Here is a 23,952-nt window from a genome sequence, read left to right on the forward strand (position 1 = left end):
GCCCGGGTCAGCGCAAGGCAGGCGCCATCGGCGCCGTATCCTGGGCCATGCGTGTAAGGGCCGTGGCTGAGGCTGCCGTCATTTCGGCGGGCACCCCCAGGTCCGAGAGGTAGCTGGCGGTGTCCTGCATCTCCTTGGAACGGCGCAGGGCGTGCTTGGCAGTGCCGGTGAGGAACCTGTCGATGACAGCGTGGCCGTTACCGGCGAGCTGCCCGGCGATCTGGGTGCGGATCCAGTCCTCCAGCCCGGCGGCGCGTCCGGCAGTGACCGCCTCTACGACGACTGAGGCCAGGCCTTTCATCAGGACACTGCGGAGCAGTTTATGGGCCATCGCGGCCCCGGGTTCCCCGTCCGCCATTTCGACGTCGGCGCCCAGCGGGGAAAGGAGTTCGGCCACTGCCCGGGAGCCGGGTCCGCTGACCATCAGGGGTGTCTTGACGCCTTGGGTGGGGACGGGGCCGAGGATGGCGACGTCGGCGAAGAGCGCCTGGCCGGGCAGCTGCCCCAGTTCCTGCATGACCTGCGGTGAAGAGGAGGTGAAGTCCGCGTAGCAGCTCCCTGCCGGGAGTACCGGGAGGCATTCCTGGGCCACGCTTCGCGCTGCGCCCGCCCCGGTGAGGACGAGGACGATATCCGCGCGGGCACAGGCTTGTGCTGCGGTTGCTGCCCGGGTGACGCCGGCTGGGGTGGAGGGTGCGACGGGATCGAATCCTGTCACGCTGTGGCCCGCGGCGACGAGGGCGGCCGCGTAGGTGGCTCCGGCCTCACCGAGGCCTATGACGGTGCACGCTGTCATTTGGTATGTGTCTTTTCTGTCTAGTGGCGGTCGGCGATGATGGCGGCCCGGCGGCTGGTTTCGTCGGCGAAGACGGCTTCGGCGGCTTCCGCGACGTTGGCTGCCTGTTCCCTGGGGATGACGACGACGCCGTCTGAATCGCCGATGATGATGTCCCCCGGGAGGACGGGGACTCCGCCGAAGGAGATGGGCGTGCCGAGGCGGGAGGGGCCGTTCTTGTACGGGCCCGCCGGTGTAATGGCGCGGGCGAAGACGGGCATGCCGATCTCGCCGAGGGCTTCGGCGTCGCGGGCTGCGCCGTCCAGGGCAAAGCCCGCGAGGCCGAGGTTGATGGCGCGTTCGCCGATGAGTTCGCCCAGCAGCGCCCGGGATTCGTCCCCGCCGCCGGAGACGACGATCACGTCTCCTGGGCGGGCGAGCTGCAGTGCCCGGTGGATGCCCTGGTTGTCTCCGGGTCGTGTCCAGACGGTGAAGGCCGGTCCGGCGAGGCGGGCGCCGGGCCAGATGGCCCGGATGGCTGAGTCTGCGACTCCAAGGCGGTCCATGGCGTCGCCGATGTTGGCGGCGGGCAGTTTGGCGAGGCGGTCGAGCACGACCTTGTCGGGTCGGGCGAAGTCTGCGTCGATGTCCTCAAGGACGGGCGTTGTCATGGTGGTTTCTTCCGTGAGTGGTGGCAGTGGGGGTTAGTCTTTTTTCTGGACCAGCGGGAGGACCTTCTTGAAGTCCTCCTCCTGTCCGGCCCAGAACTTCTCGTAGTCGCCGCCCGTGAGGTAGCTGGTCTGAAGGCCGAGGGCGCTCATTTTCTCCTTGACAGCGGGGTCCTCGATGGCCTTCTGCAGGGCGGCTTCGAGCTTTTTGGCGACGGCGTCCGGCAGGCCGGCCGGTGCCGAGTAGCCACGGACGGTGCCGGCGACAAAGTCGTAACCGGCTTCCTTGAAGGTCGGAACATCGGGCAGCGAGGGGGCACGCTCGGCGGTCATGACGCCCAGGACGCGGGCTTTGCCCTGTTTGGTCAGGTCGTTCACGTCACTGACGTTGGCGACCAGCACGTCCACGTGTTTGCCGAGGAATGCGGTGGTGGCCTGGGAGGCGCCCTCGGAGAAGTGGACCGGGGCGAACTCGGAGCCGGTGGCCTCCTGGATCTGGGCCAGGGCGAAGTGTTCGCCGGTCTGCAGCCCGGTGGTGCTCGCGGTCATGGATTTCGGGTTGGCCTTAACCGCGTCGAGGAGCTCCTTCAAGGTCTGATACGGGCTGTCGGGCTGGACGGCGATGACCGTGGGGTCGATGACCTGGCGGCCCAGGGGCTGGAAGCTGCTGCGGGTGTATTTTGCGCCGCGGCTCGGGTCCAGGGGTGAGACGACGACTGACGGGGAGCCGGTGGCGCCGATGGTGTACCCGTCGGGCTTGGCGCTGGTCAGAGCCGTGTAGCCGATCTGTCCACCGGCGCCGGGCTTGTTGATGACCTCAACATTGGTGCCGAGCTCCTTCTCCAGGATCGGCTGAACGAGGCGGGCTGCGGTGTCCACGGCCCCGCCGGAGCCGAAGGCCACGATCAAGTCGATGGACTTGCCCTTCTTGGGGAAATCGTCCCCGGAGGCGGCGTTGTTGGCACTGGCGTTGGCGCCGCAGCCGGTGAGGGCGAGGAGGGCTGCTGCGGCGAAGGCTGCGGTGATTTTCTTGCGTGACAAGGGTCTTCTCCTTTGAAGAAATGCGTGATTTGGGGTTGATATTTAGTAAGGCGTAGTGGTGGGCAGGTTTAGGCTTCGGGGTCCTCGGTGAGGGCCTTGGGTTTGCGGAACTTGAGCAGCGGGCTGCAGATGATCAGCACGCCGACGCCGATCAGCACGGCGGAAATGGGGCGGCTGGTGAAGACACCGAAGTCGCCCTGGGAAATTTCCAGGGATTCGCGCAGTGAGCGTTCCATCAGCGGGCCCAGAACCAGGGTGAGGACCATGGGCGCCAGCGGGATGTCCAGGTTCCGCAGGGCCAGGCCGAGGAGGCCGAAGCCGATCATCACGAAAACGTCGAAAACGCTGAAGTTGATGGTGTAAGCGCCGATGACCATGAAGAGCAGGATCAGGGCGGTCAGGATGGGGGTGGGAACGCGCAGGATGGAGGTCCAAAGGCCTACCAGGGGGACGTTGAGCAGCAGCAGCAGCACGTTGCCGATGAAGAGGCTGGCGATGATGGCCCAGGCGATCTCGGAGTGATCCGTGAACAAGGCGGGCCCGGGCGTCAGGCCCTGCTGGAGGAACGCGCCCATCAGCACGGCGATGGTCGGGGATGCCGGGATGCCGAGGGTGAAGAGCGGGATCAGGGCGGCGTTGGCGTGGGCGTTGTTGGCTGTTTCCGGACCGGCGACGCCCTCCACCGCACCCTTGCCGAGTTGGTGGCGGAAGCGGGAGAACTTCTTTTCCGCGGCGTAGGACAACAGGGACGACACCGATCCGGTCATGCCGGGAATAAGGCCAAGTCCGAAGCCGACGCCGGTGCCCCGGGCTATGGCGGGGGCACTGCGCCGCCATTCTGTCCGGGTCGGGAGCAGTGAGCGCATGCCGGGGGCATGAACCAAGGGAGTCTCCGCGCTCTTGCGGTAGGAAAGGATTTCAGAGAGCCCGAAGACGCCGACGATGACAGCGACGAAACTGACGCCGTCCAGGAGCCGGTCCATCCCGAAGGTGAAGCGCGGGGCGCCGGCGACGGGGTCAATGCCGACCATGGAGATCAGCAGACCCACGGCACCGGAGATGATGGCCTTAACCATGGACTTGCCGGCCAGAGCAACCAGCAGGGATATGCCGACGACCATGAGCGCGAAGAACTCCGGGGGCCCGACGAGCAGGCCCAGTTCACCCAGGGGTTTGGCGGCGGCGACCAGGCCGATGGTGGCGATGGTTCCGCCGACGAAAGATCCCACGGCGGCCAAGGTCAGCGCCGCACCTGCCCTGCCGAGTTTGGTCATCGCGTAGCCGTCGATGGTGGTGATCGCCGACGACGCCTCACCCGGTGTGTTCAAAAGGACGCTGGTGATGGTGCCGCCATACTGGGTGCCGTAGAAAATGGCACACAGCATGATGATCGAGCCGGCGGGATCCAGGTTCAAGGTGAGTGGGATGAGCAGGGCCACGCCAGCCACCGGACCAACACCGGGAAGGACTCCAATGATGGTGCCCAGCAGGCAGCCCAGAAAAGCAAAGAGCAGGTTTTGCCAGGTCATGGCGGTGGCGAAGCCGCCGAGCAATTCGTTGATTGTGTCCACGTTTAGAGTCCGATCAGGTTCAGCGGAGCGAATGCCGAAACGGGAAGCGCGACGTTCAGCCCGTAGTTAAAGGCATAGAACGCACCGACGCTTCCGGCGAGGGCGATGATCAGCGAGGACACCCAGCTCCGGCGCCCGCGCAGTTTCAGGTGATAGAGCAGGAACAGGAACATGCTCACCTGAAAGCCCAGGAGATCCAGGACGGACGCCAGGACAACAAGGCTGACCACGACCGAGATGACCACACCCCGGTCGATCCCCTCGGCCCTCTCGCTCGGCCGGCGCAGCTCCTGGACCAGCCAGAGCGCCGACATCGCGACCAGCACTCCCCCCATGGCGAACGGGAACAGGCCCGGGCCGGGGCCCAGCGACGTCCACAGGCCGAGGCTGACCGAACTGGCCAGTACATACACGCCGACGGCGGCGAACGCGCCGATGCCCGTAAGCACCGACGTAGCGACGCGGATGGCGCGCTCCGGTTTGGTCAGTAGTGACTCCGTTGTCATCGATTCCTTCTTACATTCCGTGATCATTCATTTCATTCTATGAAAGAATGTTTCGTCTGAAGAAATAGTGACAGACGACACATGAGCTGTCAAGGGCAAGGAGATTACATAGAATGAAAGAATGACGGTGACTTCGACACACTCGGCAAGTTCGGCCGAAGACGGCCCTAAGGCCGCCAACATGCGCTCTCTCTCCAGGGCCATGGAGGTCTTCGCGGAACTCCAGCGCGCGGACCGGCCGCAGCGGCTCAGTGATCTCGCCAGGACCTGCGGCATGAGCCTGCCGACCACCCTGCGGATCCTGCGGGTCCTTCAGGACTTCGGCATGGTCAGCCAGACGGACAAGTCCTACCGGATCGGACCGGCCGTACTGCCGGCCGCCCGCAGCTACCTCGAGAATGACCCCTTGGTAGTGGCAGCCCGCCCGATCCTTCAGCAGGTCGCCTCCCAGACAGGCCTCACCGCATCCCTCTACACCAGGCTTGGCTTCGAACGAATCCTGGTTGCACGTGTCGACGGCGACGCGCCCCTCCGGTATGACCTGCCGCTCGGCAAGCGGCTCCCCCTCACGGTCGGAGCGGCAGGCAAAATTCTGCTGGCCTCACTTTCGGAGGAAGAACTGCAGCAGGCAGCCGCCGCGGCCATCGCGGCAGGCCACGAAAAGGCCGCGTTTACGCACGACGAGCTCCGCGCCCGCCTGCCTGAACCCGGCACGGACTACTCCTATTCAGCGGATGAACGCGCCACCGGCGTGCTGTCCGTCGCCGTCGCCGTCCCCAACAGGGCAGGTCGCCCCAGCGAGTCCATCTCCCTGACCAGCCCCGTCGAAGCCGCCACCGAAAGCAGGCTCATGGGCGGCGTTCCGGAACTCCGGCGTGCAGCCGCCAGACTGTCCGAACTGCTGGAAAGCTCCGTCTACTAGTCCGGCCTCACAGCCACGCGGCCAGGACCCTCAGTGGGCAGGGAGTCTGCGGTCACCGACCCGTGCGGGCTCGCTCCATGGGACTTGCCGCCGAGGATTCCGCCACTGACCCCTATGCCGGTACGCCGTCGGTCTCGCCGCCTACTCGTTCGTACTGGTTCCTCTGCCCTTGTCCTGGAAGGAAATTTCGCAGTCGCTGGCCCTTTGGATCGGCGTTTTCCTGACTTACGCCATTTTCGCTGTTGGGCTGTGGGCGTACTTCCGTCTCACAGCCAACGTCGCTGCAACCCCGGCCACCGGCAACGCTGTTGCCGCGGGCTCCGGGGGCGACGAAATAGCAGCCCCAGCGGCGGCAGAAGGCCACCTTGGGAGCGGGCAGCTGGCCGCGCCCGTTGCCGAAACGGCCCTTGGGCTCCCGGAGGCATCAGCAGAAACGGACCGGTCTGAAACGGCGAGCGTTCCTTCCCCCTGATCCGGAACAGCCAGGAGGTCCGTGGCAGGGACAGGTTCGACTGCGGTCATGGCACCAGCGTCCATCCAGCGAGCGTGCTGGAACGACCACAGTCCTGCGATCAACCGTCTCCTGGAGAGCCGGGAGACTTTGTCCCTCAAAGCATCGGGCCGTTCATCCACAAAGGGTGCTAATCACCGGTGCGGGCACGGGAGACCGAACAAGTGGCCCTCCGCATACGGTCGTTCCGGAGACACTTACGGACGCGGTCAACCTCGCTGTCCTGCCGGTACTAGCGGTTGACTCCCTCTGCGCCGGGCTGCCGCCAACACCCCAACGTGGCGCACACCTTCACGGCGGTCCTCATTGGTTTCAAAGTATTCGAGTTCCCTCTGAATGGAGCGCAGAGAACCTTCAACTTCTTTGTAATTTAAGGTTTTCACGTGGGTAGCGATGAAGCGGAGGTTTGGCGTCTGCTCCTGGACTTGCCACTTGAGCCTCGCATCCAGCTCGTCCAAGGCCTTCCTATCGCCAAAGGGCATTGCACCCCGGGCCGTCCCACCGACTGCCAGACGCTCCAGGGCCCACGCCCGGGAAGCTCCGGTCTCATAACTGGGCTCAGCGACGGCAGACTCGCCCACTATCCCTTCAGCAAAGGCACCTGGGGCGCCCGGACCTTCGTAGGCAGAGGATGGGGCACCTACTACATCTCCCGCTAGAACCAGCCCGGTCGGAACACAAACCGACCCCGGCGCAAAACCAGTTGATCGTGCAAGCCGCCGCATGTATTCAGGTGATAACCCTTGGGGCTACTATGAAGACATCACGTCTGTCCATGCATTATGGGGAGAAATGGATACTTCTCGAGTCGCCGCCGGAATCGCGCTCTTGGCGCTAATGCTCACTGCATGCTCTGGCCCGCAACCCCAGGCAGCACCGACAGCCTCAATTGCACCCGCATCGGCGCCGAGCGCAAGACCTACCCCCAATGAGGGCGCTGCCGGCAATGAAAACGAACGCGGCCAGGTGGTCCAGGAGATCGGTGAAACGGCCGTACTCGTTACCGACGGATATGACGCCCCTCCTACGATGACCTTCAAGGTGACGTCCATTGAGCCGGTCAAATGCGACGCACCTAACGCACCCCGGCCACATGGAATTGCCATCGCGGTAGCCCTTGAAATCGTCACCACCCCATCGTTTTCGGGACCACTGGTAGTTAATGGCCAGCCAGGGATGATCAGTTTCCGCCCGCACTACTGGAAGGGCTATGCCTCCAACGGCACGCCGATGAACACCATTGAGTCCTCCATCGAGCACGGCTGCCTTGCCGACAGAACAAAGCTTCTGCCCGATTATTTTGGTAAAGACCGAAAGCTGAACGGGTTGGTCATCCTTGATGTGACGACGCCGACCGGCCAGGTTGCCTTCGTTCCGAACGGCATTGGGGGCTGGGTCTGGGAGTACCCCGGGGATGATTCGGGAACCAGCATCGGACCAGCTTGACGGAATCACGGTTATCGGTGATTCAGGGTGTGATTTGAGATGTGTTTAGAGCCTTGATTCAGCGTGTCTTTTTGTGGGACCATGAACTATGACTGCATTGACAGGCGCCCGCGGCGGGCTCAAGGCGCACCAGGATTCCATCCGGCTTCCCGACGACGTGCTGGTCCAGGACCTGCGGGACCTGCTCGGGGCGAAACTGGTCGCCTACATCGGGTCCGTGAAGGAAACCCGGGCCGTCCGGCAATGGGTGGACGGGGAACGGAAACCCTCCGCCGACGTGATGCACCGGTTAAGAACCGCCTACCACGTGGCCGCCCTGCTCGCGGAGCGTGATTCCCGGGCCGTGGTGCAGGCCTGGTTCCAAGGCATGAACCCGCAGCTGGACGATGTCCCGCCGGCCCGCCTGCTCCGCGAAGGCCAGCTCGACGACGCCGGCCCACAGGTGTTGGCCGCCGCCCGCGCGTTCGCGGCCGCAGGCTGACCGGGTGGTGCGCACGTCAAGTTTCTGAGACAGTTTCATCGTTGTTTTTCGGTTACGCGGCCAGGGGTTCCTGGTCGCGGGTCTGGTGGGCGGTGAGGGCTGCCGCCGGGGGTCGGTGGCCCGCTCGGGCGTTGGGCCGTTTGCGGTTGTACCAGGACTCGATGTAGTCCATGACCGAGGTGCGGGCGGCGAGCCGGTTGGTGAAGCTGTGGTGGTGGTAGAACTCGGTCTTCAGGTGCGAGAAGAAATTTTCGGCGACGGCGTTATCCCAGCACACGCCGACCTTGCCCATGGATTGGGTGACGTTGTTCCCGGCGCACCAGCCCTGGAATTCGGCGGAGGTGTACTGGGTGCCGCGGTCTGAAGGGAAGACCGCCCCGTCCGCGTGCAGGTAGCCGTGATCGCGGGCCATGGCCAGCGCCCCGGTGCACAGTTCGGTGCGCATGTGGCGGTCCATGTTCCAGCCGATCACCATGCCGGTGCACAGATCGATCACGGTGGCCAGATACAGCCAGCCCTCGCCCGTCTTCAGGTACGTGATGTCCCCGCACAGCCGGGTGCCGGGCACCTGGGAGGAGAAGTCCCGCTTGCCGTTTTCGTCGAGCATGTGGTTCTCGATATGGGCGGTCTTCGCCTGCGGATCCTGCTCGGTGGTTTTCTTCCACGCCCGGGTCCGTACGGCGCGCAGGCCCTGCTCGCGCATGATGGCCCCGACGGTGGGTTGGGAAACGCTGATCCCGTCCTGGTTGAGCATCCGGGTCAGCTGGTCCCTGCCGGCTCTACCCTGGGCGTCGTTGAACTTTCCGGCCACCGCCTCCACGAGTACCTGGTGCCGCACGGCCCGCGGGGACGGGCCCGCAGGGTTGCGCCACCGGTAGAACGAGGCCCGGGAGACCTTCAGGGTCCGGCACAGCCAGGCGACAGGATGGTTCGCCTTCTCCGCTTCGATGAACTCGTAGAATTCCTCTACCGTTGCTTCGCTGCAAAGAAGGCGCTGACTTTTCCCAGGAACTCAATTTCCTGCTTCAGCTTCGCGTTCTCGGCCAGCGCTTTCTGGTGATCTTCCCAAGGCACGGCTGCCTTCTCCTCGGTGAGGAACCGATCAGGATGATCCTCACCGTATTTGCGCACCCAGGTCCCCAGAGTGCCCTCGTTCACGCCGATATCCGGCGCCACCTGGGCGATCGGGCGGCCCGAGGAAATCACGAGCCCAACGGCGTCGTCCTTGTACTTCTGGCTATACCTCTTACGGTCGGTCATGCGAAGACGGGCTCCTAACAAGCTGTCTCACAAAACCATACGGCCGCACTGCTTCACGCAGGAACTCAGTGGTGACCTGATCTAGAAGAACCGATGAGCTGGGATCAGCCAGTGCCTGGGAAAGTCGTTCGCGGAACCACGTGACCTGCTGGGCAGTGGCGTCCTCAAAGCGCGTTCCATCGCTGATCAGGGTGACAGAGCCGGCCTCCAACGCCATGTTCAGCTCCAACCCTTCTGCGCTGTGCAAGACCTCGGCTGCCTGCTGCCTAAAATCGACGATCGCCGGACGCCATAGCGCCTCCCCTTCGAGGCGCTGCGGGTCATTGTCCGGCCTGACGGCCAACTTGCGCAGTGCTCTGCGAAATTCTTGAGGTGTCACTTCTTTGACTCCCAGGCGCTGCAGGGTCTCGGAAGGAAGATTCGCAACGGTCAACAAGGGATCGTCAGGATCTGTGTCCAACAACGGAGAAAAGGTACCTATCCACGCCGCGCTGGGCGCGACGAGATCCACATGATCTGCGTAGAGCAGAGAACTGCGCAATAGTCGCAGCTCGTCATACAACGCTGGCTGGCCGCTATTTTTCATACGCGGACTGGCACCGACTGTGACAGTCAGGCCAGAGCGAGGCGGTCCAAGGATATTTCGATTCCGACGAGATGGCCTGCGTGACTTTTTCCCCATGGAATCATCATCGCTCATGCGGGTAGGTGGCAAGTTGATTGATAGCGCCCGTAAGCCGGTCGATCATCGGGCGTCCCCGCACCCTAAAGTCCGTCTGTATGGATGCTGGAACTGACGTGCCGTATATCCCGCCCGACTAAATGCCCCCTGAAGGTGACCCACCAGCAACAACCTTGGCGTCGCACAACCCTAGCGTTTTGAGGCAATAAGGTTCGAGACACCGTCTTGAGATGGGAACCCCCTTACGGTCGATTCCTGTAGCGCTTGGCGTACCAAGCGCAGCCGTGACTGCCGGTAGGAGGTGACTTGGTTCTGGCTAGTGGGTCGCGCCGAGTTCGATGAGGAGGACGCCGCCGATGATGAGGATGATGCCAAGGCTCATTAGCCACGTGAGGGGATCTTTGAAGAGGAACTTGGAAAGGACGGCGGTAAGGGCGACGCCTGTTGCGGCCCAGATTCCGTATGCGATGCCAATGGGCATCCCATGAGCGAGGGTGAGGCCGAGCATGCTAAAGGACACCACGTACCCGACCGCAACTGCTGCGTACCAGCGTGTGTTGTCGATGGCTAGGCGGAGGCTGATCGTGCCGGAGACCTCAAACAGGATGGCGCCGATGAGGAGAAGATAGGACATCAGGCAATCTCTGCCTTCTTGTGGGCGGCCTGGGCTCCGAGCTCCACACACAGGACGCCGGCGATGATGACGATGATTCCGATGCCCATGAGGGCGGTGATCGGTTCTCCGAAGAGCAGGAGGGAGCCAACGGCAGTGAGGGCGACACCGGTAGCTCCCCAGATACCGTAGGCAACCCCGAGGGCCATACCCGTGCGGAGTATCTTGGCGAGCACGACGAATCCGCTGAGGTAGCCGATGACAACGACGACGTAGAGGGCAGGGTGCTCGAGTGCGCCCTTGAGGGCGAGCGAGGCCGCCACTTCGACCAGGATCGCGGGAATTAGGAGTAGCCATGCCTTAGTGGTGTTGGTCATGGGGTTGGTTCCTTGCGTGATGAGCTACTGGGTGATCTGGAGGACGAGGTGGCTCTCGTAGCCACGAACGAGGGAAAGAGTATGTCTGCAAAAGTCATGCGATGATCCCGTCCTTCACCCTGCAGCAGGAAGCTAACGGTTGCGTAGATGCTTATTCAAGATGATTTGGCCTAGAGGGAGGTTCTGTAAGTGATGCGTTTCCTTTCAGAATGCATCGTTGAGGTTTGCCCACACGCCTGATTCGGCTGCCCGCCGACGGTGGTACGCCGGCGGGCTCAGTGCCCACTGAGCGATCGGTGTGCGGCCGGTTCTAGTTCAAGATGCATAGTCCGGGCATGCTGAGTGCATGATGACCACCGTCGCGGTACTTTCTACCGGGTACTATGGCCCCGTGCGGCGGAGGTGATGAGGTCACTCTTGGTCAGCGCCGCGCTCGTACGCAGTGCTTCGGCCCAGGTCGCGGTGTCGGCGACGGCGGCCCAGTTCGAGTGCAGCAGCGCCATGAGGGTCTCATGGACCTGGCGTGCGGGCGCGGTGCCGGCGTCGTTGGCGAGGTCGATTGCTCCCGTAGCGTCTCTGAGGACCTCGACGGTGAATCCAAGAGGCTCGGCGGCTGCGGCGGAGGCGATCACACAGTTGTTTGTCATGTAGCCAACGAGGGTGATGGTGTCGATGCCCTGTTCACGCAACCAGGCTTCGAGATCCGTGTCAGCGAAGATGCTGGAGAACTGCTTGCCAACTCGCTTGGCTGCCGCGTCCTCGTGGGCAACTACTTCGGGGTGGTTTTGCCAGGTCGCCGACCCGGAGCCGAACACCGGGGCTTCTGCGGGAAGCTCGTGCTGGACGAGCACGACCGGCGTTCCGGTCTGCTCTGCGGCCTTGATCGCGGTCTGGATGCTGGTGATGGATTGGTCACGGTCCGGGTACTGGATCGGAAGCAGTCCGTCGAAGTATTCCTGTTGGGCGTCAATGACGATTAGGGCTCGGTGGGGGGCGGTCATGGGGTTCTCCTTCAAGGGGTGTGTTGTGAATGTCGGGGCATTGAAATGGCTCTATTGCGCGGTGGCCGGTAGAGGTGCGTTCAGGTGCGGGAGTTCGTAGTGATCGGCGATCAGGCTGATCCCTTCCTGGTCGAGCGATGTGGAGTGGCCGCCGACGACGAGCATCACCTCATCGGCGCCGGTGCGCTCGTGCAGGGTTTCGAGACGGTCGGCGACCGCCTCGGGCGTGCCGTGGAAACTGCGGCTGGTGTAGGCGTCGAGGATCTGCCGCTCCTGAATTGTGGCTTGGTAGGCCTCGACCTCGTCCGGGGGAAGGAGTAGGTACCCTTCGCTTTTGAACATGCGCAGCATCGCCATCGCCGATGTTGCCGCCTGCCGTTTTGCCTCAGTCGGGTCGTCGCTGATCGCCACGGGTACGCTGACGAGGGTGTGTGGCTCTGCGAGCACGTCGGAGGGCTGGAAGCTCTCACGGTAGAGACGCATGGCCGTGTCGATGTCAGCGTCGCCGAACTGCAAGGCGAACGCATATGGCCGGCCGAGCTGTCCGGCTAGCTGTGCTGAGTACGGAGAGGAGCCGAGCACCCACACCTCTGGAGCGGTCGAAGGTGCGGACACCCGGTTTTCCCTTGCCTGCCAGGGGCCTGGCACCGCGTGGACGTTCCGGTATGGGTGTCCGGGAGGAAACCCGTCGCCCAGGAACCCGAGCAACTCGAGTACTTGCTGTGGGAATCCGTCGTTCGCATCCGCGCCCCTACGCAGAGCCGCAGCAGTCGCCCCATCAGTGCCTGGGGCGCGTCCTAGCCCAAGATCGATCCGGCCTGGGGCGAGAGCCTCCAGCATCCCGAATTGCTCGGCGATCAGCAACGGTGCGTGGTTGGGCAGCATTACCCCTCCGGCGCCAAGGCGGATGCGCGTCGTCTCAGCGATGAGGCGGGCGACCATCAACGGAGGTGATGACACCGAGGTCGCTCCCATCGCATGATGCTCAGACATCCAGAACCGGTGATAGCCGCGCTGGTCCGCCGTCCGCGCCAACTCGATCGTGCCCGCGAGCCCCTCCTCAGCGGTCATCCCCACTCCGGTGCCGCCCGCGGAAAGCACGGACAGTGTGAATGGGGCCGTGCCGGCTGCTTGACCGAACTTCATAAAAACTCCTCATGGAAAAACATGTTTTTTGGCGTGATTCGAGCGTAGCAGCTGCCTCATGCTTAAATGAAACTGATACCATGAGAACCATGTCCGAAACACTGCTAGCAGCCGTACCAGGCGCCAAAGAGCATCCCAGCCTCGCACTGGTCAACAGCGCAAGCGAACTGCCCGGAGGCAAACGCTACGACGAATTGGACGGTCCTGACGACGCCGCGGCTTGGCTGAGAGCACACGATCTCATCGCACCGGAGACTGTGCTGCACGAGCACTGCCGGGGCAGGCTCGCAGACCTGCGCGCAGACCTGCGCGATCTATTCACCGCGCACACCACAGGGGACGTCCCCACGACAGCGGCCATGCAAGCTCTAAATCGTGCGCTGACTTGTGCACCCGGGGCGCTCCTGCTTCAATTCGACCCGGAGTCAGGGTTTACCCGCAGCGCCAGCCACCCCGTGACACAAGTCGTCGAGCACGTCATGGCCGTCATCGCCGACGACGCTGCCTCGCTGCTAAGCCGCGACCAAGCATCGGTGCTCGCGTCCTGCGAAGCGGACGGGTGCCAGCGATTCTTCCTCCGCACCCACGCGCGACGGCAATGGTGCTCAACCCGCTGCGGCGACCGCGTCCGCGCCGCACGGGCCTACGCGCGCAAACGCGCGCTACACAGCGCATGACATCATGTGCTGCCGAAGCCAACCTTCGGCCCGATGGAACAAGCACGCACAGCTTCAAAGTAACTTTGTGAGCGAAGTCCGGCCCACACATCTTCGTAGCAGGCCGCCACGATTGGTTCCGGCTCCACTGGCCGGGGGTATAAAGAATAAAAAGGCCTGCTGGAGGGACTTCGACGACGGTGCCAGCTAGTCTCATATCCCTTGGGATGTGAGACGGTCCGGCGAGACAACAGTGCGGCTTGGAACTCCGGGGCTCCGAGTGTCTTGCCACCATGTATCGCAGCCTCCTGCTAGTTTGCTGACATGAGTATTGGTTGCAAGACACTTACGGGGTTTATATGGGAAAACTGATCGGTTACGTCCGCGTCTCGACCAAGGCCCAGGACTTCGACCGGCAGGTTCGGGACCTGCTCGCAGCCGGTGTGCGACGTGATGACCTCTACACCGACCACGGGGTCAGCGGCGCCCGGGCATCGAGGCCGGCATTCAATAGGGCGCTGGAAGCACTGCACGAGGGGGACACGCTGGTGATCACCACGTTGGACCGGCTGGGAAGGTCCACGGTGAACATGCTCGGCCTTGCCGAAGAGCTGCGGGCCAGGGGCATCAACCTTCGGGTGCTGAATTTGGGCGGCGGGAATGTGGACACCGGCACCCCGATGGGATCCATGGTCTTCACCGTCATGGCGGCCCTGGCCCAGATGGAACTCGAGATTAAGCGCGAACGCATCAACGACTCCGTCTCCAAACGCCGGGCCGCGGGGAAAGATCTGGGCGGGCGGCGGCAGCATTTCAGCGACAGCCAGATCAGCAACGCCCGCCGCCTCATCGACTCCGGGGAGGCAGCCACCCACGTCGCCCGTGACCTGGGTATGTCGCGGGCGACCCTGTACCGGCGGATCGGAGAGCTGGATGCCCGGCAATGGATCACCTCTCAGACGCCCTGAGGCAGGCCGGCAGCAGTGGCCCCCGCACCGGCCGGTTCACCCTTCGGCCCTTTCAGGCCCCAGCTGATGCCAAGCCGCCTCGGCGACTTCCGCTTTTGAAGCCAACTGTTGCCCCTGCCAACGATCGCCCATAGGCTCATCCATGTGAGTGGCGGGGACGGTATTCCGAGAAGCGGAACCGCCCAGCGACCCGTGAAGGAAATCAAGCATGGCAACAGGTACTGTCAAGTGGTTCAACTCCGAAAAGGGCTTCGGGTTCATTGCCCCTGACGACGGAAGCGCTGACGTGTTCGCACACTATTCGGCAATCGCATCCAGCGGTTACAAGTCCCTGGACGAGAACCAGAAGGTTCAGTTCGACATCACCCAGGGCCCCAAGGGCCCCCAGGCTGAGAACATCCAGCCGCTCTAGCAGTCCCCGAGAGACTGGTCAGCCCTTGCGGCCGGCCAGTCTCTTGCTGTGTCCGGGGCGAGAGTAAACTTCTGGCACGATGACGTTAATCCGGGCGGTAGCCGCCGCGGAGCCTTGGACCCGTTGCGACAAATCAGGCGCCGGCCCGAACACGACATGGGCAAGCGCGTCGCGCACCTGGTCCTGGGCTCGATTCTTGACTATGTGGAATTCGAGGACGACTTCGTCATGATCCGCACCAGCCCGCCCTCCGCCGCCCGCGACCGGCCGCTGTTTACAAGGAATCAAATCCACAAGGGTCAGACGTTTCCGTGCCGTGGTAGATTGCGTTCACGGCCTTCCCCCGAGACACGGGGTGTTGGTGTGTGGAAGAGGCGGGCCGGTTCCGGACTCAGCCGGGACAGGGAACAAGGGAATAGCCCATGTCTATGGAACCGTCGTCCTCTCCAACATCCTCCAAAGGCCAATCTTTCGCTGACCCGGCACCGGGCGGGTGCTCCCGTGATACCGCTACGGGTATACGCCGGCAGGCCTCAGCCATTATCGAAACGGTGCTCGCAGACCCCATTCCGGAGCAGGGCCGTATCAGGGATCAGCTTCGCGAACACGTTGCCGCCCATCCCGATCACCCGGAAACAGCACTGACCGAACACCTGATTGCCCTCAGGTCTCTGACCGGGCTCCCGGGCGGCACCTCGATGGCGTTTGCCCCGGCCGTCGGGCCCGCCATTGAACCGCACGCCGGAACCCCGTCACCGGCAGAGCGTGCCTCGCGGATCGAGGCGGTCCTGAAAGGCAGGCTGCTTTTGACCGCTTTTCAGCCGATCTACGAACTCTCCACCGGCTCCGCTGTCGGGGTCGAAGCGTTCACACGGTTCGTCACTGACGGGAGCAGCGCCGCGGACTACTGGTTCGCGGAAGCCGCCGAGGCGCAGTTGGGAAGCGAACTTGAATTCGCGGCCCTGGAATCCGCACTCGACGCCGCGCAGCGGCTCCCGACCCACCTTTACGTGGCGTTGAAACTGTCCCCGGCCACCTGTTTGGACCCCCTGCTGCCGGGCTTGCTTGAGGAATCTATGCTGGCCCCTGACCGCATGGTCCTGGAACTCACCGAAGCCCTGACCGTGGAGCAGACCGCCGCCCTGGTCACCGCGCTGGCACCCCTGCGACATCGCGGAATCCGGCTCGCCATCGACCATGCAGGCTCGTACTTCGACTCGATCCGCCACATCAGGAAGCTCCAAACCGACATCATCAAACTGGACCGCAACCTCATCGCCGGAATCGACACGGACCCCCTCCGACACGCCTGCGTCGGGGCCATGGTCGGCTTCGCCGAGCAGCTCGGATCAACGCTTATCGCCGCAGGAATCGAAACCCAGGACGAACTCGCGGCCGTCGCCAGTCTCGGCGTGAAGTCCGTGCAAGGCTACCTCCTCGACCGGCCCAGCACCCGCCACCAGGACTGGGCCCGATGGAGCCTCCCGGTTCTTTCGAAGACGGGATCGGACATTTCTCACCCAATAGCATCGATTTGGTATTGACCACGGTCCCGCAGCGGGAGCACTGAGCTGCCAACCTTTCTGAGATTCCATCAAGGTGAATGCCACCTCGATGGAGCCCGAGTCTCCTGTTGCGGTCCTCTTCATGATTGCCGGGGCCATTTTGGCCGGAGCGCTCCCCATGGCGCTGATCTGGGCTTGGCCTGACGTCGCGCACTTCTACGAAAGTGCGGGATCCCCGGGGGGATGGGTTTTGATGGCTGAATACCAGCAGAAATTGACGCATGTTGCTTTCCTGCTCGCGGACCTTGAGGTCCGCGAAGCCTGGTTAATGTATTTCGGGGCTAGGGGCAACCAGGATATATGGGTCATTGATGCGTATCTGAACGGACTGATGCCGCTGCCCGCCCACGACTGCGACCTGCTGGCGTTGATCCTCAACGAGCGCCTGACTGAACTTCATTTGCCGCACCTCGCCTCCTACCGTGGCTAAGGACGCGTCACGGAGCATGGTCCCGATGATGTTCAGGCGGCGCGGGGCCCGGGCATGTTTGGCCTGAATGTGCGTTTATCTTTACTGTGCAGAGCAAACACCTCGTTCTGCTCTACGCTCATCGGCAACAACAAGATTCGGGGTTGGTGCCAGCATTCGTGAGCTTGCTGGCCGCGGCGATCAGTCGTGCGACGGGCGCCAGGTCCGCGGCTAGCTGACGGGCCGGGCCGCCAGATGCGGCATCAGGTCGCGGATGTCCGGTCGGCCGCCGCGCCGGTCCCGGATCTTCCATCGCTCGATCTGTGATTCAGCTGCTTCCTGGCTGCTGAAGCTGCCCATTCCGGTGTTCTTGTTGTTGCGGACGTCGTATGTTTCCCAGCGCATCATAAGAGCCTCTCGTGGTGCTGTTGGCGGTGCCGGACCCGAATCTTGGGGGATACGCGGGCCCGGCACCGCCGCCCACCCTAACAGGCCCAACTGGACGCTACGTGGGACATTAGGTTTGCTGCGCCGCGCATTCTGCGGCGCAGCAAACCGCCCTTCTTCCCCTCAGCGCCCCGTATTCGGGTTGTTGCTGGCGGCCCTGGTCCGGGGTCCGCGGTTGGGCGGTTGTGGCGGTGGCGGACGCGGATCCTGTTGGCGGCGGGAATGAGGCGTTCACGAGCCGTTGCATTTTTTCATCCGGGGATCGATTTCGGCCGGGGGTTCGGGCTGTGCCGATTCTTCCGGTTTTGCGGCGTCGGCCATGAGCTGGTTGATGCGTACTGAGTCCGCCAGGGCGGCGTTGAGCGCGTCGGCGTGTTTGAAGGGTTCCGCCAGGGCTTTCTCTGCTTGTTCGACGTGGGTGAGTGCTTCCTGCCGTCGTATTTCGACGTCGGCTGCCAGTTTTGGGAGGGATGAGACTCTGTTTTCGAGCTGCCTGATGGTGCCTAGATCGGCGGACAGCAGGCTGCGGCGGGCTATTTGTGTGGTTGCTCTGGGTACTCCTTCGATGCGTATTTCGACGGTTGCCCGGTCGAGGTCCCGGGCCGGCATGAGGCGGGCGCGGAGTTCGTGGCCGCCGAGGGTGGCGATGGTTCCGAGCTCGTCGTGGCCGTAGAGATTCATGAGCCGGTGGCCTTGTTTGCCGGCCCATGCCCGGAGTGCTTCGGCTGCGTCGCCGCGGTTGTTGAGGGACTTTCCGTCGATGGTGGCTTTGAAGGCATCCGCGGTGGTGTCGAGGGTCCGGGCCGCTGCTGCCTGGATCAGGGGCAGGTCTTGGGCGGCGGTGTCGGCTGCCGATTGTTCGCCGCGTTTGGTGTGGGCGACAGCAACCATGTTGCGGTTGTAGGCCCGGTCCAGGCGGCTCAGGCGGGATAGTTCCTGGTCGGCGACGGCCTTTTCCAGCACCAGCGGGTTACCGCTGGTGCTGGCTTTCGCCTGGGCGAAGTTCGGGGTGTTGTCTCCGATGTCTTCGATTTCCCGGACGTCCAGGCGGCCGCGCATGATCTGGTTGATGAACCGGGATTTCCGTTCCAGTCCCTGCCACATGAAGGAGTCGAAGGATTCCTTGGTGACGACCTGGGAGATGCGCACCTCGGGGTTCTGGTTGCCCTGGCGCAGGATGCGGCCGTGGCGTTGCTCGACGTCGGAGGGCCGCCAAGGGGCGTCCATGTCCACCAGGTGCACGGCGCGTTTTTGGATGTTCGTGCCGACACCCATTTTCGAGGTCGATCCCATCAGAACGGCGATCTGCCCGGAACGTGCGGCGGCAAAGAGCCGGCCTTTTTCGGTGTCGTTCTTTGCTTCGTGGATGAACCGGACCATGTGCTCGGGGACGCCCCGGCGGCGCAGTTGGTCTTTGAGTTCGCCGTAGACGTTCCACCGGTCCGAGGGTGTGCCGAAGTCGCAGAAGACCAGCTGCAGGGCGCCGGGCATGGGGTCTGGCTCGCCGGTTTTCGGGTCGGTGTAGATGCGGTCCTTGTGTTCTTCGTAGACGCTGGCCAGCAGGTCAGCGGTGGCGCTGATCTTGGTGGGTCCGCGCTGGAACAGTGTGGGGTCGACGAGTCTCATGTCCAGGGCGGCCTTGCGGCCGTCTGAGGAGACCTTGAGCATGTTGTCTTCCTCGGAGGCCACGAGGCGTTGCTGGATGCGGTCCACGCGGTTGCCGATGTCCTGGATGTATTCGCGCAGCTCCGGGCTGGGTTCCACGGTGAGCATGTTCGGCTGGCGCAGCCCGTCCCCGTCCCGTGGGGCGAGGTTCGGGACGGGCAGTTTCAGGTCTTCGGCGGTTTTGACGTCCGCGAAGGTGTGGAACATTTTCAGCAGCTCGGGGACGTTTTGGAACTTGGCGAACCGGCTCTTGAGTTTGAACCGGTCCCCGCCGGCTACGGAGAGTTCCATTTCCTCAACGACCTGGCCGAAGGTCGCGGCCCAGGTGTTGAAGTCCTGGATCCCGGCAGCCTGCAGCAGGTCCGGCCGCAGGTAGCGCTGCATGACGTACATTTCGGTGACGGAGTTGGCGATGGGTGTCGCTGTGGCTCCGGTGATTACGCGCCGTCCCTCGCGTTGGCGCAGGAACTCTGTCTTCATGTGCAGGTCCGAGGCACGGTTGGATCCTTGGATTCCGGCGCCGGGGATGTTGCTGGGTGTCTCCAGGTTCTTGTAGTCGTGCAGCTCGTCCACCACGAGGTAGTCAATGCCGGTTTCCTCGAAGCTGATTCCCGGATCGGCGGGGGTGTCGAGCTTGGCTTTGAGGCGTTCTTCCCGTCCCAGGACCACCTTTTCGAGCCGCTTGACGATGCTCGCGCTTGGCTTTGATTGGGTCCAGGCGGGTGAAGTGGTCGGCGCCGGGGTCGGCGTAGCATTCGCCGTCGGCGAGCATGTGCCAGACGGCGGTGATGATGGAGTGTTCGACGGCCACGATGGCTTTCATGGGTCCGCGGCGGGCGGCGACGCGCCAGTATTTTGCGGCCAGGTAGGTGTTCTTGCTCCGGGAAGCGGACAGGGCTGCGATGCCCAGGGCACTTTTGAGGTATTTGTTGCCGGGCAGGATGTGCGCAGACTTGATCCGTCCGGCGGATTCGTTGGCGCCGGGACAGACGCCGGTCCAGGATGCGAGCCGGCCGGGTGTTTCGAAGCGGGACATGTCCGCGCCGGTTTCGGCGATGATCACGTCGGTGACTTTGAGTGAGACTCCGGGGATGGTGGCCAGGAATTCCCTGGCGGCACGAAAGGGCTCCATCGCTTCCTCGATCCGCCCGGTGAGCGCATCGATGATGCGGGACTGGGCATCGATCTGGTCCAGATGCAACCGGGCCATGAACGCGTGGTGGCTTTTGAAGCGGCCGGTGAGGGCCTCCACGAGCTCGGGGATTTTGGAGCGGAGGGTGCCTTTGGCGAGGCCGGCGAGGACCCCTGGGTCCCGCTCACCGCTGACGAGGGCTTCGAGCATCGCCCGGGACGAAGCACCGGTGAGGTCCGAGACCACGGAGGAGAGCTTGATTCCGGAGCCTTCCAGGAACTTCTCCAGGCGCTGGATCTCCCGTGTCCGGTCACGGGTGGCGATCGACCGGGCCCGGGTCAGGTCCCGCAGTTCACGGATCGGCTCCGGCGGGACGAACGAGGCCCGGAGCAGCCCGTGTGCGCCCAGCTGGGCCAGCCAGGCCGCGTCGGAAGCATCGGTTTTGCGGCCAGGGATATTCCTTGCGGCCTTGGCGTTGACCAGCATCACGGGCAGCGTTTCTTCGAGGAGATAGAAGAAGGGTTTCCAGTAATCACTGGTGGCCTCCATCACCACGGTGGTGACGTGTTCGCGTTCCAGGAAGTCCTGCAGTGCAAGGATTTGGCCCGTGGTCGCACCCCAGGTGGTGACCGTGGAGGTGTAGGTTCCGGCCCGTTGCCCGGGTAGCCGGAGACAGACCTTCGCGTCGCGTTTGGAAATGTCCAAACCGGCAGCCCGCTCATGCACGATATCCATGACTGTTCCTCCTGACACCTCGACCTGGTTAGCTGGCGTCTGCCGCCGGGAGGACAGGGAAAACAGAGGAATCTAACACTCGTGCTCCAAAGGCAACAATCCACGGTTCCCGTGGAAGCCCTCCGCGCCACGCTAGCCCACAGGCTCAACCACGGCACCATAGACGAACCGGCGTCCACCGCGGCAGACACCTCCATGATCTGCCCGAAACCTCATTCGCGGCCAGAGCCCGGGGCGAGGCAACCGCATACTTTCTCCCACCACGGCGCGACAGCGACGCTGGACCGCTAGCCCGGTGACCTGACACGGTGCGCTGGGGCTAGCCCTGGCACGCCACTGAAAAATGGAAACACCCCGGTCTTCAGACCGGGGTGTTTTTTCGTGGCGGGCGGCCGCTTCACGTACCGGCCCGTTTTCGCACCGCGGTAGAACTCGCCGGTAGAATCAGGACAAACCCGCAGCCCCAACGGGAGCAACCATGGCCGCCGCCGGTGGAGGGAGTGTTCGATGCGCACAGCCGCCAGAGCACCGTTCCACGCCCTGCGCTCGGCCATGGTGGCGCTCACCGTCCTGACCCTGGCGGCCGGCGCCCACACCCTTGCCGGCGGGCAGCTCCCGGCCGCCGGCATCCTGCTGGCCCTGCTGGCGCTGACCGGGTTGGCCGCCACCACCGCGACCCGGCTGAAGCTGACCCTCCCCGCGATGGCGGGCCTGCTCGGGGCCGGACAACTGGTCCTGCACCACGCCTTCGCCGCCTTCAGCGGCCCGGCCCTGGCCGGCTCCGTATCCGGACCGGCGGCCGGAACCGTTCCGCACCACCTCGGAACGGTTCCCTTCCCGGTCGGCGGTGGCAGCCAGCTCGCGGCACCCGGGCTGGAGTCCGGGCTCCCGCTACTGATGCTGGCGGGCCACGCGCTGGCCACCCTCCTCTGCGCCGTACTCCTCGCAAGGGGTGAGGATGCGCTGTGGTCGCTGGCAGCCTGGCTCCGCCCGCTGCTCCGGCTCCCCGCCGCCAGAATGCCCGACGCCGTCGCAGCACCGTCCGTGGCCGGCTGGCCGGCGGAGTCCGCGCCGCTGCCCTGGCGGAACCTCCGGCGCGATTGCCGGCGCGGGCCGCCTGCCGCCGTCGAATTTTCCTGACTTCTTTCCCGGCCGCGGCCGCGTCTGTTCCCTGACACCAGGCCCAGCACCGCCGCGCCACCCCATTTTTTGGTGCGCCTGCCGCTGTGCTGCGCCCACGCCTGAAAGGCACCCCCTGTGAAAATTTCCTCCCACCCTGTCCTGCGCCGCACCCTCACCGCGACGGCAGTCGCCGGCGGAACCGCTGCCCTGATGCTTGCCGGCCTGTCCGGTGCGTCGGCGCACGTCGGCGTCACTCCGGATAAGACCACCGCGAACTCCCCAGCCCTGTTGACGTTCGCAATCCCGCACGGCTGCGAGGAGTCCGGCACCACCAAGGTGACCATCACCCTGCCCGCCGAACTCAACGATGCGCAGCCCACGGTCAACCCGAACTGGACGGCCGCCAAGGTCACCGAACAGCTGGCCGAACCGAAGAAACTCGCCGACGGCACCAGCATCACCAAACGGACCAGCCAGATCGTCTACACCGCCAAGGCACCCCTGGAACCGGCCCTCCGCGATGCCCTGGTGCTCTCGGTGAAACTGCCCGACGCTGCCGGCAAGACCCTGTACTTCCCGACACTGCAGAACTGCGAGACCGGCCAGACCGACTGGTCGCAGCTCCCCGCCGAGGGGCAGGATCCGCACTCGCTCAAGGCACCGGCACCCTCCGTTGCAGTCACCGCCGCCGCTGCCGACGGACACACTGCCCACGCCGCGAGCGCCCCGGAAACCACCGTCGGGACGGTCCAGGCCGCTGCGGTGAGCGACGACGGCGCCCAGGCCCGCAGCTGGGCCGGGCTCGTGGCCGGCGTCGGCGGGCTCGCCCTCGGCGGCCTTGCCCTGGCCCGAGGCCGGGGGAACACGCCCTCACCGGTTCGGGCTCCGGCACCCGTCGCCGCACCCGGTTCCGCACCCGGTTCCGCACCTAAGGAGTAGCTGACCTCGGTTGATGCCCGGAAATCACAATCCGGGCATCAATCGGGCGCCGCCGTCGTGGCGTCATTGACTCAGGGCGGGAAGGGCATGAAGGTGGTGCCATGACGGCTCAGCGAATCACGAACAGACTGGTATTCACGACGGCGGCAGCCGCGGCAGCGCTCTTCCTCACCGGCTGCGGCGGCGGCACACCGCAGGCCCAGACATCCAGCACCGCGGCGTCCCCGCTCGCCACCACTTCGAGCCAGCCGGCCACCTCTGCGGCCCCGACCGCCACCAGCGCTCCCAGCTCCTCCGCAGCAGCGCCGGCACAGTCCACGCCGGCCGGCCCCGGATTGTGCAAGGCCTCCGGACTGGCAGCCACGATCGATTCCACCGGCGGCGGCGCCGCTGGCAGCGTCTACATGACGCTGATCCTGACGAACTCCGGCGCCGAGCCGTGCCTGCTGAGGGGCTTTGCCGGCGTCTCCCTCACCGCCAATGCGAACGGCGAACCGATCGGCGCCCCCGCGGCGCGCGACGAGACCACACCCGCAGCCGACGTGCTGCTCGCACCCGGCCGGGCCGGAACCGCCACGCTGCGCTACACGCAGGCCCGCAACTACCCGGACTGCACCGTCGTTCCGGCAGCCGGCTTCCGGATCTACCCGCCGGAGGACACGGCGTCGCTGTTCATCGCCCAGCCCAGGGACGCCTGCAGCAACCCGGGACCCAAACTGCTCACCATCGGCGTATTCACAGCCACGTAACCCCGACAACGCCGAGGTGAGATTTCGCGCCCATCTGCCCACGGCACATCGGCGCGAAGTCTCACCTCGGAGGGGGTCCCGGCTGTTCACGGCGGCCGGAATCCGCTCCCTGATACCGCCCGCCAATGACTGTCACTGCCGTAAGGCATGATG

26 protein-coding genes and 1 pseudogene are annotated in these 23,952 nt (G+C 64.4%); 11 read left to right on the forward strand and 16 right to left on the reverse strand.

The genetic code is table 11. The features are described 5' to 3' along the window. Positions 1-7: 7 nt before the first annotated feature. The 5 genes from AC50YM_RS00305 to AC50YM_RS00325 form a co-directional block, all read right to left on the reverse strand. Positions 8-796 carry an NAD(P)-dependent oxidoreductase gene (locus AC50YM_RS00305; RefSeq protein ID WP_494955030.1) on the reverse strand — a complete coding sequence of 263 codons (789 nt, stop codon included), beginning with the start codon at positions 794-796 and terminating at the stop codon, positions 8-10. Between the two features lie 20 nt (positions 797-816). Continuing rightward, the gene (locus AC50YM_RS00310; RefSeq protein WP_494955031.1) at positions 817-1,446 is read right to left on the reverse strand and encodes an RraA family protein; all 630 of its coding nucleotides are present in this window, start codon (positions 1,444-1,446) and stop codon (positions 817-819) included. Positions 1,447-1,479: 33 nt separating this feature from the next. Beyond that, complete coding sequence (locus AC50YM_RS00315) at positions 1,480-2,484, reverse strand: tripartite tricarboxylate transporter substrate binding protein (protein ID WP_494955032.1); 1,005 nt, start codon at positions 2,482-2,484, stop codon at positions 1,480-1,482. 68 nt (positions 2,485-2,552) lie between these two features. After that, positions 2,553-4,055: a tripartite tricarboxylate transporter permease gene (locus AC50YM_RS00320; protein ID WP_494955033.1), complete on the reverse strand. Its 1,503-nt coding sequence runs from the start codon at positions 4,053-4,055 to the stop codon at positions 2,553-2,555. A 2-nt stretch (positions 4,056-4,057) separates the two neighbouring features. Continuing rightward, entirely contained in the window at positions 4,058-4,561 is a 504-nt protein-coding gene (locus AC50YM_RS00325; RefSeq protein ID WP_494955406.1) for a tripartite tricarboxylate transporter TctB family protein, read from the reverse strand. Between the two features lie 121 nt (positions 4,562-4,682). Between AC50YM_RS00325 and AC50YM_RS00330 the strand changes: the two genes are divergently transcribed. Further along, complete coding sequence (locus AC50YM_RS00330) at positions 4,683-5,483, forward strand: IclR family transcriptional regulator (protein WP_494955034.1); 801 nt, start codon at positions 4,683-4,685, stop codon at positions 5,481-5,483. A gap of 720 nt (positions 5,484-6,203) precedes the next feature. Here AC50YM_RS00330 and AC50YM_RS00335 read toward each other — a convergent pair. Next, complete coding sequence (locus AC50YM_RS00335; RefSeq protein ID WP_494955035.1) at positions 6,204-6,452, reverse strand: hypothetical protein; 249 nt, start codon at positions 6,450-6,452, stop codon at positions 6,204-6,206. Positions 6,453-6,717: 265 nt separating this feature from the next. On the opposite strand from AC50YM_RS00335, the gene AC50YM_RS00340 reads away from it, so the two are divergent. Together AC50YM_RS00340 and AC50YM_RS00345 are read left to right on the forward strand one after the other, a co-directional pair. After that, positions 6,718-7,440, forward strand: a complete 723-nt coding sequence (locus AC50YM_RS00340; RefSeq protein WP_494955036.1) for a hypothetical protein — start codon at positions 6,718-6,720, stop codon at positions 7,438-7,440. Between the two features lie 88 nt (positions 7,441-7,528). Further along, complete coding sequence (locus AC50YM_RS00345) at positions 7,529-7,921, forward strand: hypothetical protein (RefSeq protein ID WP_494955037.1); 393 nt, start codon at positions 7,529-7,531, stop codon at positions 7,919-7,921. Between the two features lie 52 nt (positions 7,922-7,973). On the opposite strand, the gene AC50YM_RS00350 is transcribed toward AC50YM_RS00345, so the two are convergent. The 7 genes from AC50YM_RS00350 to AC50YM_RS00380 all read right to left on the reverse strand — a co-directional run bounded on the left by AC50YM_RS00350 (position 7,974) and on the right by AC50YM_RS00380 (position 13,000). Continuing rightward, the gene (locus tag AC50YM_RS00350; RefSeq protein ID WP_494955407.1) at positions 7,974-8,870 is read right to left on the reverse strand and encodes an IS3 family transposase; all 897 of its coding nucleotides are present in this window, start codon (positions 8,868-8,870) and stop codon (positions 7,974-7,976) included. A gap of 17 nt (positions 8,871-8,887) precedes the next feature. Continuing rightward, a complete protein-coding gene (locus tag AC50YM_RS00355; protein ID WP_494955038.1) occupies positions 8,888-9,181 on the reverse strand; it encodes a transposase in 294 nt (97 codons plus the stop codon). Further along, positions 9,168-9,767 carry a hypothetical protein gene (locus AC50YM_RS00360; protein WP_494955039.1) on the reverse strand — a complete coding sequence of 200 codons (600 nt, stop codon included), beginning with the start codon at positions 9,765-9,767 and terminating at the stop codon, positions 9,168-9,170. Before AC50YM_RS00360 ends, AC50YM_RS00355 begins: the two co-directional genes overlap by 14 nt. 412 nt (positions 9,768-10,179) lie before the next feature. Next, positions 10,180-10,497 carry a DMT family transporter gene (locus tag AC50YM_RS00365; protein ID WP_494955040.1) on the reverse strand — a complete coding sequence of 106 codons (318 nt, stop codon included), beginning with the start codon at positions 10,495-10,497 and terminating at the stop codon, positions 10,180-10,182. After that, complete coding sequence (locus AC50YM_RS00370; RefSeq protein WP_494955041.1) at positions 10,497-10,853, reverse strand: DMT family transporter; 357 nt, start codon at positions 10,851-10,853, stop codon at positions 10,497-10,499. Before AC50YM_RS00370 ends, AC50YM_RS00365 begins: the two co-directional genes overlap by 1 nt. A gap of 371 nt (positions 10,854-11,224) precedes the next feature. After that, complete coding sequence (locus tag AC50YM_RS00375; RefSeq protein WP_494955042.1) at positions 11,225-11,854, reverse strand: cysteine hydrolase family protein; 630 nt, start codon at positions 11,852-11,854, stop codon at positions 11,225-11,227. A 51-nt stretch (positions 11,855-11,905) separates the two neighbouring features. Further along, a complete protein-coding gene (locus AC50YM_RS00380) occupies positions 11,906-13,000 on the reverse strand; it encodes an LLM class flavin-dependent oxidoreductase (protein WP_494955043.1) in 1,095 nt (364 codons plus the stop codon). An 89-nt stretch (positions 13,001-13,089) separates the two neighbouring features. Here AC50YM_RS00380 and AC50YM_RS00385 point away from each other — a divergent pair, with 89 nt between their 5' ends. The 5 genes from AC50YM_RS00385 to AC50YM_RS00405 all read left to right on the forward strand — a co-directional run bounded on the left by AC50YM_RS00385 (position 13,090) and on the right by AC50YM_RS00405 (position 17,031). Continuing rightward, on the forward strand, positions 13,090-13,677 hold the full coding sequence (locus tag AC50YM_RS00385) for a CGNR zinc finger domain-containing protein (protein WP_494955044.1): 588 nt from the start codon (positions 13,090-13,092) through the stop codon (positions 13,675-13,677). A 338-nt stretch (positions 13,678-14,015) separates the two neighbouring features. Beyond that, a complete protein-coding gene (locus AC50YM_RS00390; protein ID WP_494955045.1) occupies positions 14,016-14,624 on the forward strand; it encodes a recombinase family protein in 609 nt (202 codons plus the stop codon). Positions 14,625-14,832: 208 nt separating this feature from the next. After that, a complete protein-coding gene (locus tag AC50YM_RS00395; protein WP_069951488.1) occupies positions 14,833-15,036 on the forward strand; it encodes a cold-shock protein in 204 nt (67 codons plus the stop codon). Positions 15,037-15,587: 551 nt separating this feature from the next. Then, on the forward strand, positions 15,588-16,580 hold the full coding sequence (locus tag AC50YM_RS00400) for an EAL domain-containing protein (RefSeq protein ID WP_494955046.1): 993 nt from the start codon (positions 15,588-15,590) through the stop codon (positions 16,578-16,580). Positions 16,581-16,650: 70 nt separating this feature from the next. Beyond that, positions 16,651-17,031, forward strand: a complete 381-nt coding sequence (locus tag AC50YM_RS00405; protein WP_494955047.1) for a hypothetical protein — start codon at positions 16,651-16,653, stop codon at positions 17,029-17,031. 210 nt (positions 17,032-17,241) lie between these two features. Here the strand turns inward: AC50YM_RS00405 and AC50YM_RS00410 are convergent, their stop codons facing one another. From AC50YM_RS00410 to AC50YM_RS00420, 3 genes and pseudogenes are all read right to left on the reverse strand, one after another. After that, the gene (locus AC50YM_RS00410) at positions 17,242-17,415 is read right to left on the reverse strand and encodes a hypothetical protein (protein WP_494955048.1); all 174 of its coding nucleotides are present in this window, start codon (positions 17,413-17,415) and stop codon (positions 17,242-17,244) included. A gap of 273 nt (positions 17,416-17,688) precedes the next feature. After that, positions 17,689-19,791, reverse strand: coding sequence for a helicase-like domain-containing protein (locus AC50YM_RS00415; RefSeq protein WP_494955049.1), 2,103 nt, complete (start codon positions 19,789-19,791; stop codon positions 17,689-17,691). Positions 19,792-19,825: 34 nt separating this feature from the next. Further along, a pseudogene (locus tag AC50YM_RS00420) lies at positions 19,826-20,989 on the reverse strand (IS110 family RNA-guided transposase); the annotation flags it as partial. Between the two features lie 507 nt (positions 20,990-21,496). Between AC50YM_RS00420 and AC50YM_RS00425 the strand changes: the two are divergent. The 3 genes from AC50YM_RS00425 to AC50YM_RS00435 all read left to right on the forward strand — a co-directional run bounded on the left by AC50YM_RS00425 (position 21,497) and on the right by AC50YM_RS00435 (position 23,799). Beyond that, positions 21,497-22,129 (forward strand): hypothetical protein, encoded by a 633-nt coding sequence (locus tag AC50YM_RS00425; RefSeq protein ID WP_494955050.1) that lies wholly within the window; start codon positions 21,497-21,499, stop codon positions 22,127-22,129. 192 nt (positions 22,130-22,321) lie between these two features. Continuing rightward, positions 22,322-23,050, forward strand: a complete 729-nt coding sequence (locus AC50YM_RS00430) for a YcnI family copper-binding membrane protein (protein WP_494955408.1) — start codon at positions 22,322-22,324, stop codon at positions 23,048-23,050. A gap of 101 nt (positions 23,051-23,151) precedes the next feature. Next, positions 23,152-23,799, forward strand: a complete 648-nt coding sequence (locus tag AC50YM_RS00435; protein WP_494955051.1) for a DUF4232 domain-containing protein — start codon at positions 23,152-23,154, stop codon at positions 23,797-23,799. The last annotated feature ends 153 nt before the right edge of the window (positions 23,800-23,952 follow it).

The organism is Pseudarthrobacter sp. RHLT1-30-1 (assembly GCF_059383415.1).